Origin of the sequence: Methylobacterium aquaticum (assembly GCF_001043915.1) — a bacterium.
GTDB classification, from domain to species: domain Bacteria; phylum Pseudomonadota; class Alphaproteobacteria; order Rhizobiales; family Beijerinckiaceae; genus Methylobacterium; species Methylobacterium aquaticum.
The window spans coordinates 18,073-31,988 of the sequence record NZ_LABX01000170.1; the positions used below are offsets into that span (position 1 = coordinate 18,073).

Below are 13,916 nucleotides of genomic sequence, written 5' to 3' on the forward strand. Positions count from 1 at the left end.
GGATAGGGCAGGGCGGCCCGAGGCAGCGCCTCCGGGGATCATCGGCGGAGGGGCGACGACCGCGCCGCCGCGGCGGACGGATCCTGCGGCTTGGCCCGTCCGCGGTCGCGAGCCTCGCTGCACTGTCGGTTCCGGCCCGAAACCTGCTTTGCCACCTCGGACGGGCACCCGGATCCCGGGCTCGCACGAGGACCGCGCATGATCACCAGGAAGACCTTGCTGTCCGCTCTCGCCGCCCTGGCCCTCGGCTCGATGGCGGGGGCCGGGATTGCCCCGGCGCAGGCGGCCGACAAGAGAGTCACCTTCGCCTATCAGGACATGACCACGCCGATTCGCGTGCTGATGGAGAGCGGCGACCTGGAGAAGCGCACCGGCTACACAGTAAAATGGGTCAAGTTCGGCGGCGGCGGCGACGTCATTCGCGCGATGGCCTCGGGCAATGTCGATATCGGCGAGGCGGGGTCCTCGCCGATCGCCGCGGCCGCCTCGCAGGGCCTGCCGCTCAAGCTGTTCTGGATCCTCGACGACATCGGCGATGCCGAGCAGCTCGTCGCCCGCAACGGCAGCGGGATCGCCACGGTCAAGGACCTCAAGGGCAAGACGGTTGGCGTCCCCTTCGTCTCCACCGCCCATTACCAGCTGATGTTCGCCCTCCAGGAGGCGGGGCTCGGACCGAAGGACGTCAAGGTCCTCAACATGCGGCCTCCGGAGATCGCCGCCGCCTGGGAGCGCGGCGACATCGACGCCACCTTCATCTGGGCGCCGGTGCTGACGGTGGCCAAGAAGAGCGGCACGGTTCTGGCCTCGGCCGGCGACTTCGCCCGCAAGGGCAAGGCGACCTTCGACGGCATCGTCGTCACCGACGCCTTCCTGGCCGCCCATCGCGACTTCATGACGACCTTCGTGCGGCTGCTCGCCGCCGCCGATGCGGAGTACGCCAAGGCCGGCGCCACCTGGACCGAGGGCTCGCCGCAGGTGGCGGCCATCGCCAAATGGACCGGGGCCACCCCCGCCGAGGTGCCGGCGGCGCTGTCCGCCTACCGCTTCCCGACGCTCGCCGAGCAGGCGTCCCCGCGCTGGCTCGGCGGCGGCGCGGCGGACGCGCTCAAATCGACGGCAGAGTTCCTCAAGGCCCAGGGGCGCGTGCCCGATCTCGCGCCGAACTATGCCGCCTTCGTCACCACCGACGTGGTCGAGGCCGCCGCCAAGCCCTGATGCGAGACCCCTGGCCCGATCACGACATGGCGGGCCAGGGGCGAGAGTGTCGAGCCGACGGCCTTCGTCGCCGACGAACCGGAATCCACCTCGCCGGACGAGGTTCAGGGAAAGCCGCCGATGCTGGAGATCCGCAAGCTCAGCGTTCATTACGGCGAGGGCGAGAGTGCGACCCTCGCCCTGTCCTGGGTCGACCTGACGATCGAGCCGGGGGAGTTCGTGGTGGCGCTCGGCGCTTCGGGATGCGGGAAGACGACCCTGCTCAACTGCATCGCCGGCTTCCTGCCGGCGACCGAGGGGCAGATCCTGCTCGACGGTCGTCCGGTGACCGGGCCCGGGGCCGATCGCGGCGTGGTGTTCCAGCGCCACGCCCTGATGCCTTGGCTCGACGTGCGCGACAACGTCGCCTTCGGTCTCAGGATGCAGGGGGTCGCCCGGGCGGAGCGCGAGGCACGAGCCCGCGCCATGCTGGATCTCGTCGGCCTCTCGGATTTCGCCGGCAAGCGGATCTACGAGCTGTCCGGCGGCATGCAGCAGCGCGTCGGCATCGCCCGGGCGCTCACCGCCGATCCCCGCATGCTGCTGATGGACGAGCCGCTCGGGGCGCTCGACGCCTTCACCCGCGAGCAGGTCCAGGAGCTGATCCTGACCCTCTGGGCGCGGACGCGGAAGATGGCGTTCTTCATCACCCACGAGGTCGAGGAGGCGATCTTCCTGGCGACCAAGCTCGTCATCATGACGCCCCGGCCGGGGCGCATCGCCGAGATCATCCCGCTCGATTTCTGCCGGCGCTTCCTGGCCGGGGAAACCTCGCGGGCGGTGAAGTCCAGCCCCGACTTCATCACCATGCGCGAGCGGGTGCTGCGCTTCATCCACGACCATGGCGGGGCGAGACCCGAAGCCGAGCGCGGAGCCGCCGCATGACACGACCCGTGGCACCCCCCGCCGGGCCCGGCGCGACCGCCGCCCCGGATGCGGCGATGCGCGCCCTGTCCTCATTCCGCCGCCGCCGCCTCGCCATGCGGGGCGCCGCGCCGCCCGCCTGGCTGATCAGCCTGGCGACCGTCACGATCGCCCTGGTGGCCTGGATCGCCGCGACCCAGGCCGGGCTCGTCAAGCCGCTGTTCCTGCCCCGGCCCGGCAGCGTGATCGGGGCCTTCTCCAATGCGCTGGACGGCCGGATCGACGGCGCGCCGCTCCTCGATCACGTCCTGGCCAGCCTGATGCGGGTCGTCGCCGCCTTCGTGCTCGCCGCCCTCGTGGGGATCCCGGTCGGGCTCGCCACCGGCCTCAACCCGACCCTGCGGGCGGCGCTCGATCCGTTCATCGAGTTCTACCGGCCGCTGCCCCCGCTCGCCTACCTGCCGCTCGTCATCATCTGGTTCGGCATCGGCGAGACCTCGAAGATCCTGCTGATCTTCCTCGCCTGCTTCGCGCCGGTGGCGCTCGCCGCCCGCGCCGGCGTCTCGGCGGCCAGCGTCGATCAGGTCAACGCCGCCCGGGCGCTCGGCGCCAGCCGCGTCCAGGTGGTGCGCCACGTCGTCCTGCCGGCGGCGCTCCCCGACATCCTGGTCGGCCTGCGCATCGGCATGGGCGTCGGCTGGACCACCCTCGTCGCCGCCGAGATGGTGGCGGCTTCGACCGGCATCGGCCAGATGGTGCTCAACGCCTCGAATTTCCTGCGCACCGACATCGTGGTGATGGGCATCCTTCTCATCGGCGCCCTGGCGGGAGCGTTCGAGTTCGGCATGCGGCGGCTGGAACGGCGGCTCACCCCGTGGAAGGGTAAGGTGTGACGCCCCCATCCCGCGATTCGAAGGACGCCCGATGAACGACATGCTCCGCACCAACGACCTGCGCCACGTCATCGAGGCCGACCGGGCCCATGTCTGGCACCATCTCTCGCAGCACAAAGCCTACGAGACCGCCGATCCGCGGGTGATGGTCGAAGGCAAGGGGATGCGGATCTGGGACGCGACCGGCCGCGAATATCTCGACGCCGTCGCCGGCGGCGTCTGGACGGTCAATGTCGGCTATGGCCGCACCAGCATCGCCGACGCGGTGCGCGATCAGCTCGTCAAGCTCAACTACTTCGCGGGCGCCGCCGGCTCGGTCCCGGCGGCCCTGTTCTCCGAGCGGCTGATCGCCAAGATGCCCGGCATGAGCCGGGTCTATTATTCGAATTCGGGGTCCGAGGCGAACGAGAAGGTGTTCAAGATGGTGCGCCAGATCGCGCACCGGCACCATGGCGGGCGTAAAGCCAAGATCCTGTACCGCGAGCGCGACTATCACGGCACCACGCTCGGCGCATTGGCGGCGGGAGGCCAGGACCAGCGCCGCGACCAGTACGGGCCGTTCCCGGACGGCTTCGTCATGGTGCCGCACTGCCTCGAATACCGCAGCCAGTGGGGCGACATCGACAATTACGGCGAGAGGGCCGCCGACGCGATCGAGGCGGTGATCCTGCGCGAGGGGCCCGACAGCATCGGGGCGATCTGCCTCGAACCGATCACCGCCGGCGGCGGCGTGATCACGCCGCCCAAGGGCTACTGGGAGAAGGTGCAGGACATCTGCCGCCGGCACGAGATCCTGATCCACATCGACGAGGTGGTCTGTGGCATGGGCCGCACCGGTACCTGGTTCGGCTACCAGCATTACGGCGTGACGCCCGATTTCGTCACCATGGCGAAGGGCGTGGCCTCGGGCTACGCGGCGATTGCCTGCACGACGACGACCGAGGCGGTGTTCTCGCTGTTCAAGGACGACGCCTCCGACCCGATGTCGTATTTCCGCGACATCTCGACCTTCGGCGGCTGCACCGCCGGCCCGGCGGCGGCGCTCGAGACCATGCGGATCACCGAGGACGAGGACCTGATCGCCAACACGGTGGCGATGGGCGAGCGGCTGATGGCGGGTCTCCACGCCCTCTCCGAGCGTCATCCGGTCATCGGCGATGTTCGCGGCAAGGGCCTGTTCTGCGGCGCCGAGCTCGTCGCCGACCGGGCCACGAAGGAGCCGGCGGAGGAGAAGCGCGTCCAGGCCGTGGTGGCCGATTGCATGGCCCACGGCGTCATCATCGGCGCCACCAACCGCTCGCTTGCCGGGCTCAACAACACGCTGTGCCTCAGCCCGGCGCTGATCGCGACGCCGGCCGACATCGACCGGATCGTCGAGGCCATCGACGGGGCGCTGGGGCGGGTGTTCGGCTGAACGGACCCTCGGCGCGACGGCCGGCACCGAGCAGGTCCCCGGCGCGAGAGCATTTTCCGACGAAGTGGATGCCGGTTCGTCGTAGGCAATGCGGCAAAATCAAAGTGCGAGAGAAGCTTCGCGATGGCAACGCGATCGTGAAGCGCTCTAAGCAGATGTCGCCGAAGCGGTCACCGGTTCGGCGACATCTGCGATGAAACAGGAACCTCAGCGGACGAAGCGCTGGCCTGCCAACGCAAGTCTGCCTGGGCGGGCGGCAGCCGCCCCTCGAATCGTCCGGCGGCGCGGGGCCGCGATCGTGCCCTCGACCACCTTGCCTTGCGACAGGTTGCAAGATAATACATGTTCCCTGGCCGCGTCGGGGTGAATCGGTCGTCGTCATTCATAATAATGCATCTTCGTCGGTCGGTAGACGGGGGTGTGCGAGAAGACGACGATCTCCCGCCCGATGCGACGGCCCGACGGCGCGCGACGGTTGGGGGAGCGCATGAGCACGCCGATCACGCCCGACGAGCTTCCGATCTGGGTTCCCGGGATCCGAACCGTCGACAGCGCGGCCCTGTCCTGGGACGGGGTGCGCCTCGTCGGCTACCGCTATGCCGGCTCCGACGTGGGGATCCCGCCGCTCCGCGATTACCTCCTCGTCACCTACCGGGAAGGGGCGACGCCGATGCACCGGCGCTGTACCGGCGAGTGGCAGGCGAACCAGATGCAGCCTGGCTCGATCTCGTTCCTCAGCCATGCCCAGAGGTCCCACTGGCGCTGGACCGAGGACATCGAGGTGCTGCATCTCTATCTCGCGCCCCAGACGGTGACCCGCACCGCCACCGATCTCTACGAGCGGGAGATCGGCGAGGTGGCCCTGCGCGACGTGCTGCGTGCCGACGATCCGGTCCTCGCCGGCCTCGTCGCCGGCTTCGCCCAGGAGACGGGGCAGGGCGGCCTCGGCAGCAGCCTCTACGTCGAGTCGCTCCGGCAGGCCGCCTGCGTCCACCTCCTGCGCCACTACGCCGAGGTGCGGTTCCGGGAGCCCGCAACGCAGAGCGGCGGAGGACTTTCGGCAGCCCAGTGCCGGCGGCTCACCGCCCATGTCGAGGACAATCTCGGCAGCGCCCTGACGCTCGCCGAACTCGCGGGCGTGGTTGGCCTGAGCGTGTTCCACTTCACGCGCAAGTTCCGGGGCTCGTTCGGCTGTCCGCCGCATGTCTACGTGATGCGCCGGCGTCTCGACGCCGCCAAGCGCCTCCTGGCACGCCCCGACCTGCCGCTGAAGGTTGTCGCCGCCGAATGCGGCTTCTCCGACCAGAGCCACATGACCCGCGCCTTCCGCGGCATGCTCGACACGACGCCTGCCGCCTACCGCCGCGCGATCGCCGGCTGACCGTGCACGGCCGGCAGCAAGTTTGAACAACGCGGACCCTCTCCTGCGTTCAAGACGCCACCCCGATCGACGGGCTTGATAGGCGCACGACCTGACTCCGGGACGCCAAGCCGGAACGGGCGACACATTCGAAACGGGGAGGACGGCCATGCCTCGGCTGTCGCGCAAGGTCGCGATCGTCACGGGCGCCGCAGGCGGCATCGGGTCCGCCATTGCGGCCTCATTCGCCCGCGAGGGCGCCGCGCTGCTGCTTGTCGATCGCGACGACACGGCGCTGGCGGATCTGGTCGCGCGGCTCGGTGCCGCGCCATGCAGCGCCTGCGTTGCAGACATCTCCGATCCGGAGGACGTGGAGCGCGCGACCGCCACGGCGATCGACCGGTACGGCGGCCTCGACATCCTGATGAGCAATGCCGGGATCGAGGGCCGGGTCCTGCCCCTGACCGAGTATCCGGTCGAGGCTTTCGACCGCGTGATGGCGGTCAATGTCCGGGGCGTGTTCCTGACCCTTCGCGCCGCGATGCCGGCGATGCGGCAGGGCGGCAGCATCGTCATCACCTCGTCGATCGCCGGCCTGCGCGGCTTTGCCGGCCTGTCCGCCTACGCCACCAGCAAGCACGCCGTGGTCGGCCTGATGCGATGCGCCGCCCTCGAAGGGGCGGCCCAGGGGATCCGGGTCAACACCATCCATCCGTCTCCGATCGAGACCCGGATGATGCACGCCATCGAGGAGGGCGCGGCCCCGGGGGCGGCGGAGACGGCCAAGGCGGGGTTTTCCGCCCGGATTCCGGCCGGCCGCTACGGCACGCCCGAGGAGGTCGCCGACCTCGCCCTGTTCCTGGCCAGCGACGAGAGCCGGTTCTGCTCCGGCGGAGCGTATTCCGTCGACGGCGCGATGTCCGCCGGCTGACCGATCCGGGCCGAGCCATCGGCCCCCGCACTTCCCGACCCACCCCGATGGAGACAGACATGTCCGACGTGACGTCGCCCCTGCACGCGCCCGGTTCCACAGATGCACCGCTCCAGCTCGATGCCGCGGTGATCGGCGCCGGCGTCGCCGGCCTCTACCAGCTCTACCTGCTGCGCCAGCAGGGGCTGTCGGTCCGGGCCTTCGACACCGCCTCGGATGTCGGCGGGACCTGGTACTGGAACCGCTATCCCGGCGCCCGCTTCGATTCGGAAGCCTACATCTACCAATACCTGTTCTCGGAAGAACTCTACAAGGGCTGGAGCTGGAGCGAGAAGTTCCCGGCCCAGCCGGAGATCGAGCGCTGGCTGCACTACGTCGCCGACCGGCTCGACCTGCGCAAGGACATCCAGTTCGAGACAACGATCACCGCCGCGCATTTCGACGAGGCCACCGGCCGCTGGCGGATCGAGACCGACCGGGGGCAGGTCATCGACGCCCGCTTCCTCATCACCTGCTGCGGCATGCTCTCGGCGCCGCTCACCGGGGTCTTTCCGGGCCAGGACAGCTTCGAGGGCCAGGTCTTCCACACCGCCCGCTGGCCCAAGGAGCCGGTGGACTTTTCCGGCAAGCGGGTCGGCGTGGTCGGCATCGGCGCCACCGGCATCCAGGTCGTGCAGACCATCGCCGACACGGTCGGCCACCTCTCGGTCTTCGTGCGGACGCCGCAATACGTCCTGCCGATGAAGAACCCCACCTACACGCCGGCCGACCAGGACGCCTACAAGGCGAAGTTCCACGATCTCGCCGCCCGCATCCCGCACACCTTCTCGGGCTTCGAGTACGATTTCGAGAACGGGGCCTGGGCCGACAGGACCCCGCAGGAGCGCCACGAGATCCTCGAAGCGATCTGGCAGGATGGGTCGCTGAAGCTCTGGCTCGCCTCCTTCGCCGAGATGTTCTTCGACGAGGCGGTGAGCGCCGAGGTGTCCGAGTTCGTGCGGGCCAAGATGCGCGCGGAGTTGCAGGACCCGGCGCTCTGCGAGGCGCTGATCCCGACCGATTACGGCTTCGGCACCCACCGCGTGCCGCTGGAGCGCGGCTTCCTTCAGGCGTTCCACCGGCCGAACGTCTCGCTCGTCAGCGTCAAGGACAACCCGATCGCCGCGATCACCCCGAAGGGCCTGTGCCTGGCCGACGGCACCGAGCATCCCCTCGACATCCTGATCCTCGCCGTCGGCTTCGATGCCGGCACCGGCGCCCTGACCCGGATCGACATCCGCGGCCGCGGCGGGCGCTCGCTGAAGGAGGAATGGGGCCGCGACATCCGCACCACCATGGGCCTCCAGGTGCACGGCTACCCGAACCTGTTCACCACGGCGGCGCCGCTGGCCCCCTCCGCCGCCCTGTGCAACATGACGACCTGCCTCCAGCAGCAGACCGAATGGATCGCCGGCTGCATCGCCTCCATGCGGGAGCGCGGCTTGCAGGTGATCGAGGCGGACGAGGCGTTCCAGGACGAGTGGGTCGCCCATCACGACGCCATCGCCGACACCACCCTCGTGACCAAGACCAATTCCTGGTACATGGGATCGAACGTCGACGGCAAGCCGCGCCGCCTCCTCTCGTATATCGGCGGCGTCGGTGCCTATCGCCAGAGATGCGACGAGGTCGCCGCCAGCGGATATGCCGGGTTCAGATTCCGATAAATCGTCTCCAAACGAGGCGAATACTGGTGCGCTGCGGGCGACGCAGCGCCATCGGCACCCTGGATCTCTGTCCCGCCAGTCCCGGCCCACGCCTGAGGCCGGCGGCCTCCGCCCCATCCCGATCCAACAGAGAGTTCGACCATGACCGGCTCAGCATTCCCGGCAGCCGCCTTCGCGACGGCGGCCGACAGCATCCTGCGCGACACCGTCGCGGCGGATCCCGGTGTCTCCGGCGTCGTCGCCATGGCGACGAACCGGAGCGGCACCGTCTACGAGGGCGCCGCCGGCACGCGCCGCCTCGGCGAGGAGGCCCCGATGACGACCGACACCGTCTTCGCGCTGTTCTCGACCACCAAGGCCGTCACCGGCACGGCGGCCCTGCAACTCGTCGAGGAGGGCCGCCTCGACCTCGACGCTCCGGCCAAGGACTACCTGCCGGAGCTTGGCCGGATCCAGGTCATCGAGGGCTTCGGCGAGGACGGCGCACCGCGGCTGCGGGCGCCGAAGCGCGACATCACCACGCGCATGCTGCTCACCCACACCGCCGGCTTCGGCTACGACTTCTTCAACGCGACCTATGCGCGGCTCGCCGCCGAGCACGGCCAGCCCAGCGTCATCACCGCCTCCAAGGCCGCCCTGGCGACGCCGCTGCTGTTCGATCCCGGCGCGCGCTGGGAATACGGCAGCAACATCGACTGGTGCGGCCAGGTCGTCGAGGCGATCACCGGCGAGCGCCTCGGCGACGTGTTCCGGGCCCGCATCTTCGAGCCGCTGGGCATGCGCGACACCGCCTTCAGCTTGAGCGAGGCGATGCGGGCGCGGGTGGCCGGCATGCAGGCGCGCCAGGCCGAGGGCCCCCTCGCGGCAATGCCGTTCGAACTGCCGCAGGAGCCCGAGGTGCAGATGGGCGGCCACGGCCTCTACGGTACGGTCGGCGATTACATGCGTTTCATCCGCATGTGGCTGAACGACGGAGAGGGCGAGGCCGGGCGGGTGCTGAAGCCCGAGACCATCCGCATGGCCGAACGCAACCATCTCGACGGCCAGCGCGTGACGATGCTGCCCGGCGTGATCCCGGCCCTGTCGAACGACGCCGAATTCTTCCCCGGCCTGCCGAAATCCTGGGGCCTGACCTTCATGATCAACGATGCGGAGGCCCCGACTGGCCGGCCGGCCGGTGCCCTCGGCTGGGCGGGCCTTGCCAACCTGTTCTACTGGATCGACCGCCAGAATGGCGTCGGCGGCTTCTGGGCGACGCAGATCCTGCCCTTCGGCGATCCGGCCTCGTTCGGCGGCTACCTCGCCTTCGAGACGGCCCTGTACCGGGCCCTGCATGGCGGCGCCTGACCGGAACGGAACAGGGGTCTCGTCGATTTTTTGTGCCGAACGACTTGTATTTTGACGTAAGGTCACTAATGTTTTAAAGGCAAAACATCAGATCGACGAAGATATTTTCGATCGGGTTCTGCATCATCTTCGATGTCGATAGCATCCCGTGCGGTGGCCTCCCGCCGCCGCGCGGGGCTGTGGGCCGTTGGCCCGTCGTGACACGGCTCTCCGCAGAGAGGGCACCGATGGGCAGCCCGCGGTTTTCGCAGAAAGAAGAAGAGGGGGAACGTCCAGGATGACGATGATGCTGTTCCGGCACGCTGGTGCCCGGAGGAGGGCCCGCCTCTGGATCGGGCTGTGCCTGACGCTGCTGGCCGCGGTGGCCGGCCTGCGGGCCGGGCCGGCTTCGGCCCAGGAGATCATGCCCTACGAGTTCACCCCGCTGCCGGCGGGGACGAACCTGGCGCTCGGCTACTACGCCTACGGTCACAATACCGATTACAGCATCGCCCGGGGGCCGACCCTGCGCAACTCGGGGCTCGAGACCCATATCGGCATCGCCCGCTTCGTGCATTACGGCGAGGTCGCTGGCCTCCGCGCCGGCGTGCAAGCCTTCCAGACCTTCGGCAGCCTCCAGGACGCCCGGATCGGCGGACAGCGCCTCGACGGCGCCTTCGGCGCGCAGAACATCGCCCTCTCGGCCTTCGTCTGGCTCTACATCAACGAAGCCTCGCAGACCAACGTCATCGTGGTCGGCTTCCTCAACCCGCCGACCGGGACCTATGACCGCTTCGCGGTGCTCAACCTCGGCGACAACCGGATGCGTGGCACGGCCCAGATCGGCCTGCAACAGGGCTTCGGCGAGCATTTCGGCCTCGATCTCGCCTACGACGCCCAGTTCTACGGCGACAACGACCGGGCCTTTCCGGGAAGCGGCCTGCTGAGCCAAGCGACGACGCACCGGATTCAGGCTTGGGCGAACTGGCGCTGGACCCCGTCCTTCAGCACGTCGGTCGGCTATACCGGCAGCTGGGGCGGCGAGCAGCGGCTGAACGGCGTCCTCATCGGGGCGCGCACGGAGATCCAGCGCATCCGCTTCCATAGCGGCTACTTCATCGATCCGACGCTCCAGGTCGGCCTCGAACTCAACCACGATCTGCGCGCCGTCGGCGGCTTCAAGCAGGAATTCGGCGCAATCTTGCGGGTCCTGAAGGCATTCTGATCGCTGTCGATCCCCGCACGGCGCGTTCGGGCACGGGGATGCGGGCGGTCGCCCACTCGCACCCTGTCCTAATAGTTGATGGTCGCCCGGAGGCCCATCACGGTCGCGTTCTTCAACCGGCGCCCGTTCTCGTCGGCGAGGCCACCACCGGGCCGCATGACGAACTGAAGGTCCGGCTGGATCGTGAAACCGGGCACCACCTCGGCCTGGTAGGTCGCCTCGATCACCACCTCGCTGCTGCGGATCGGCCCGGTGCCCTGGCCGAACAGGATCGTGTCGCGGTCGAAGGCCCGGGCCGAGGGGCTGATGCGCGAGTAGATCACCCCGAGCGCCGTGGTGTCGTTGGGCCGGCCCGGCAGCAGGCCCTTATAGGCGACGCCGCCATCGAGGTAGAGATCGATCAGGTTGCGGTCGCCCGGGACCTTGGAGATCCGCAGGAAGGCGCTGGCGCCCTCGTCCTCGGTATCGGGCTCGCGGTAGAGCGTCTGGTCGATGATGCCGTAGACGCCGCGGTCGCCGCGGAAGCGCCGGGCGATGCCGCTCGCCTCCGGGTCGGCCAGGAGCCGGCCGGAAACGCTGTCGAGGCGCGGACTGTCGAAGCCGCCGAAATGCTGCCAGCCGCCCAGCGTCGCGGTGCCGTTCAGGTTCTCGCCCCACAGGTTCAGCGCGTAGGCATACGCGACCTCGCCGATCAGCAGCGGCGGATCGCTGACCCGGAAGCGGGTGCCGTTGCGGTCGAGGCGCTGCGGGTCGGTGTCGTCGCCCCGCCGCCGCCCGGCGGGATCGCCGTCGAACACCGCCGCCTGGAACGACAGATGCGGGTCGGGGACGTATTTCACCCGCACCGCCGGGGTGGCCAGCGGATAGATCGGCCCGCCGCTCGGCAGCACCACGGCGCCGATATTGGGCCAGCCAAACCCGGCATTGAAGAACACCACGGCCGATTGTGCGATGGCGAATTCGGTATCGGCGGAGACTTGGCCCACCTTGACCGAGAGCTGGTCGTCGAGGAAGCGCTGCTCCAGCCACAGCTCGAACAGCCGCGTCGCCGGCAGGGCCTCGATGCCGCTCACCGTCGTCAGGTTGTTGAGATAGTTCCGGGACATCCCGTGGCCGTGGATCTGGAAGAAGTCGGTGTGGAACCGCGCCCCGGTCCAGCCGGCGAACTTGTCGAGATCGACATCGAGGGAGGTGTCGAGGCGCCCGCCATAGGTGACGCCGCGCTTGAGGCCGCCGCGCAGGTTGGCCAGCCCCTCGCCGATATAGGTGAGGGTGTAGGTGATGCCGCGCTCGGAGAGAAAGGCGCGGGTGCCGAACGGGTCGCCATAGGGCCCGAGCGAGGACTGGATCGAGCCGCTGTTCGTCACCGACACCTGGTCGGAGGTGCGCGCCTGGGCGATGGCGGTTTGCGGGTCGCCGCCGGCGCCGGTCAGGGGCCAGGCCGGCGGGACCACCGTGAGGCGGGGGGCGGGCTGCGCGCGGGCCCCGGTGGACGCCAGAATGCTGGACGCCAGAATGCTGGAGGCCAGGATGCCGGATGCCAGGAACGAGGCAGCGAACGCCGCGCGCAGGACCCCGCCCATCACGCGCTCAGTACCGCGCCGGCACGTGCATCTCGGCCGGGACCGGGCCGCGGACGTAGTCGGGATTGCGGACCCGATCGGGCAGGTGGACGGGCGCCCGCTCGACGGTGCCGTAGGGCACCTGCTCCAGGAGGTGGCTGATGCAGTTCAGGCGGGCGCGCTTCTTGTCGACGGCATCGACCACCCACCACGGCGCCTCCGGGATATGGGTGCGGGCCAGCATGTCCTCCTTGGCGCGGGTATAGCTCTCCCAGCGCCGGCGCGACTCGACGTCCATCGGGCTGAGCTTCCACTGCTTGAGCGGATCCTGGATCCGCATCTCGAAGCGGTGAGCCTGCTCGGAATCGGTGATCGAGAACCAGTACTTCACCAGGATGATGCCGGAGCGCACCAGCATGCGCTCGAATTCCGGCACCGAGCGGAAGAACTCCTCCACGTCGGCCTCGGAGCAGAAGCCCATGACCCGCTCAACGCCGGCGCGGTTGTACCAGGAGCGGTCGAACAGCACCATCTCGCCGCCGGTCGGCAAGTGGCTGACGTAGCGCTGGAAATACCACTGGCCGCGCTCGCGCTCGTTCGGAGCGGGCAGGGCGGCGACGCGGCAGACGCGAGGGTTCAGGCGCTGGGTGATGCGCTTGATGACGCCGCCCTTGCCGGCGGAATCCCGCCCCTCGAACAGCACCACGACCTTGAGCTTGTTGGTCTGGACCCAGTCCTGGAGCCGGACCAGCTCGTGTTGCAGGCGCAGCAATTCGCGGAAGTAGAGGCGGCGGTCGAGGCCCGGGATGCCGGTCTCGGGGGGCGGCACCAGCGCGGCGAGGCGCTCTTCCTCGATCTCGAGCTCCAGCTCCTCGTCGTAGGCCTCCGCGATCTCGCGCCGCAACGCCTCGATCGTGGCCGCCTGCTGCGGTGCCTCGGACTCGCTCATGGTGGTGCTTCCCGCTCCGATGGGTTCGACGGGACGCTTTACCAACCGTCTTGTGACACTATCGAGAAACAGCCCGAACCCTGCGAGGCAGCACAGAGTCTGTCCAACCGGCTCCGCTGCGTCAGCGCGGGACCACACCAGGTGCGGACCTGCCGATGCCAAGCAGGACGAAGACGACGGGAGGCGAGGGATGGTGGGGGAAGTAGGACTCGAACCTACGAAGGCATAGCCAGCGGATTTACAGTCCGCCCCCTTTGCCGCTCGGGACATTCCCCCACGCTGCCGTCACCGGCAGGGGCCGCCGCGTGAACGGCGGGTTCTTATGAAGAGGAGGCCCGCATCTGTCAAGACGAACGGGCTCCCCATACAGGGCAATCGCTTCAGCCCTGGCGCGGGTTTGAGCTGCGCGGGGGCTTTCTCTTTTACACATCT

General features: G+C 69.1%; 11 protein-coding genes and 1 tRNA gene. 9 read left to right on the forward strand and 3 right to left on the reverse strand.

The features are described 5' to 3' along the window. The first annotated feature begins 198 nt into the window (after positions 1–198). The 9 genes from tauA to VP06_RS21450 all read left to right on the forward strand — a co-directional run bounded on the left by tauA (position 199) and on the right by VP06_RS21450 (position 10,973). Positions 199–1,215: a taurine ABC transporter substrate-binding protein gene (tauA, locus tag VP06_RS21410; RefSeq protein ID WP_048465809.1), complete on the forward strand. Its 1,017-nt coding sequence runs from the start codon at positions 199–201 to the stop codon at positions 1,213–1,215. Positions 1,216–1,335: 120 nt separating this feature from the next. After that, on the forward strand, positions 1,336–2,139 hold the full coding sequence (locus VP06_RS21415; RefSeq protein WP_048465810.1) for a taurine ABC transporter ATP-binding protein: 804 nt from the start codon (positions 1,336–1,338) through the stop codon (positions 2,137–2,139). Next, positions 2,136–3,011 (forward strand): ABC transporter permease subunit, encoded by an 876-nt coding sequence (locus VP06_RS21420; RefSeq protein ID WP_082167536.1) that lies wholly within the window; start codon positions 2,136–2,138, stop codon positions 3,009–3,011. The genes VP06_RS21415 and VP06_RS21420 overlap by 4 nt, the downstream gene beginning before the upstream one ends. A 31-nt stretch (positions 3,012–3,042) precedes the next feature. After that, complete coding sequence (locus tag VP06_RS21425) at positions 3,043–4,425, forward strand: aminotransferase family protein (protein WP_048465812.1); 1,383 nt, start codon at positions 3,043–3,045, stop codon at positions 4,423–4,425. 487 nt (positions 4,426–4,912) lie between these two features. Then, positions 4,913–5,806 carry an AraC family transcriptional regulator gene (locus VP06_RS21430; RefSeq protein ID WP_053081972.1) on the forward strand — a complete coding sequence of 298 codons (894 nt, stop codon included), beginning with the start codon at positions 4,913–4,915 and terminating at the stop codon, positions 5,804–5,806. A 148-nt stretch (positions 5,807–5,954) separates the two neighbouring features. Next, a complete protein-coding gene (locus VP06_RS21435) occupies positions 5,955–6,716 on the forward strand; it encodes an SDR family NAD(P)-dependent oxidoreductase (protein WP_048465814.1) in 762 nt (253 codons plus the stop codon). Positions 6,717–6,775: 59 nt separating this feature from the next. Then, positions 6,776–8,422 (forward strand): flavin-containing monooxygenase, encoded by a 1,647-nt coding sequence (locus VP06_RS21440; protein ID WP_048465815.1) that lies wholly within the window; start codon positions 6,776–6,778, stop codon positions 8,420–8,422. Between the two features lie 141 nt (positions 8,423–8,563). Then, positions 8,564–9,769, forward strand: a complete 1,206-nt coding sequence (acmB, locus tag VP06_RS21445) for a methyl acetate hydrolase AcmB (RefSeq protein WP_048465816.1) — start codon at positions 8,564–8,566, stop codon at positions 9,767–9,769. 277 nt (positions 9,770–10,046) lie between these two features. Beyond that, positions 10,047–10,973: a transporter gene (locus VP06_RS21450; RefSeq protein WP_048465817.1), complete on the forward strand. Its 927-nt coding sequence runs from the start codon at positions 10,047–10,049 to the stop codon at positions 10,971–10,973. Positions 10,974–11,041: 68 nt separating this feature from the next. Here the strand turns inward: VP06_RS21450 and VP06_RS21455 are convergent, their stop codons facing one another. From VP06_RS21455 to VP06_RS21465, 3 genes are all read right to left on the reverse strand, one after another. Beyond that, complete coding sequence (locus VP06_RS21455) at positions 11,042–12,556, reverse strand: carbohydrate porin (protein ID WP_048465818.1); 1,515 nt, start codon at positions 12,554–12,556, stop codon at positions 11,042–11,044. Positions 12,557–12,563: 7 nt separating this feature from the next. Next, positions 12,564–13,484 carry a polyphosphate kinase 2 gene (gene ppk2 / locus VP06_RS21460; protein ID WP_048465819.1) on the reverse strand — a complete coding sequence of 307 codons (921 nt, stop codon included), beginning with the start codon at positions 13,482–13,484 and terminating at the stop codon, positions 12,564–12,566. Positions 13,485–13,675: 191 nt separating this feature from the next. Continuing rightward, positions 13,676–13,760 (reverse strand) — tRNA-Tyr (locus VP06_RS21465). Positions 13,761–13,916 lie beyond the last annotated feature (156 nt).

What these genes read in the sequence shown, in the direction of transcription:
- VP06_RS21425 (WP_048465812.1), top strand. Translation starts at nt 3,043, where the DNA reads ATGAACGACATGCTCCGCACCAACGACCTGCGCCACGTCATCGAGGCC.
- VP06_RS21415 (WP_048465810.1), top strand. Translation starts at nt 1,336, where the DNA reads ATGCTGGAGATCCGCAAGCTCAGCGTTCATTACGGCGAGGGCGAGAGT.
- VP06_RS21440 (WP_048465815.1), top strand. Translation starts at nt 6,776, where the DNA reads ATGTCCGACGTGACGTCGCCCCTGCACGCGCCCGGTTCCACAGATGCA.
- VP06_RS21450 (WP_048465817.1), top strand. Translation starts at nt 10,047, where the DNA reads ATGACGATGATGCTGTTCCGGCACGCTGGTGCCCGGAGGAGGGCCCGC.
- VP06_RS21430 (WP_053081972.1), top strand. Translation starts at nt 4,913, where the DNA reads ATGAGCACGCCGATCACGCCCGACGAGCTTCCGATCTGGGTTCCCGGG.
- ppk2 (WP_048465819.1), bottom strand. Translation starts at nt 13,484, where the DNA reads ATGAGCGAGTCCGAGGCACCGCAGCAGGCGGCCACGATCGAGGCGTTG.
- VP06_RS21455 (WP_048465818.1), bottom strand. Translation starts at nt 12,556, where the DNA reads ATGGGCGGGGTCCTGCGCGCGGCGTTCGCTGCCTCGTTCCTGGCATCC.
- acmB (WP_048465816.1), top strand. Translation starts at nt 8,564, where the DNA reads ATGACCGGCTCAGCATTCCCGGCAGCCGCCTTCGCGACGGCGGCCGAC.
- tauA (WP_048465809.1), top strand. Translation starts at nt 199, where the DNA reads ATGATCACCAGGAAGACCTTGCTGTCCGCTCTCGCCGCCCTGGCCCTC.
- VP06_RS21420 (WP_082167536.1), top strand. Translation starts at nt 2,136, where the DNA reads ATGACACGACCCGTGGCACCCCCCGCCGGGCCCGGCGCGACCGCCGCC.
- VP06_RS21435 (WP_048465814.1), top strand. Translation starts at nt 5,955, where the DNA reads ATGCCTCGGCTGTCGCGCAAGGTCGCGATCGTCACGGGCGCCGCAGGC.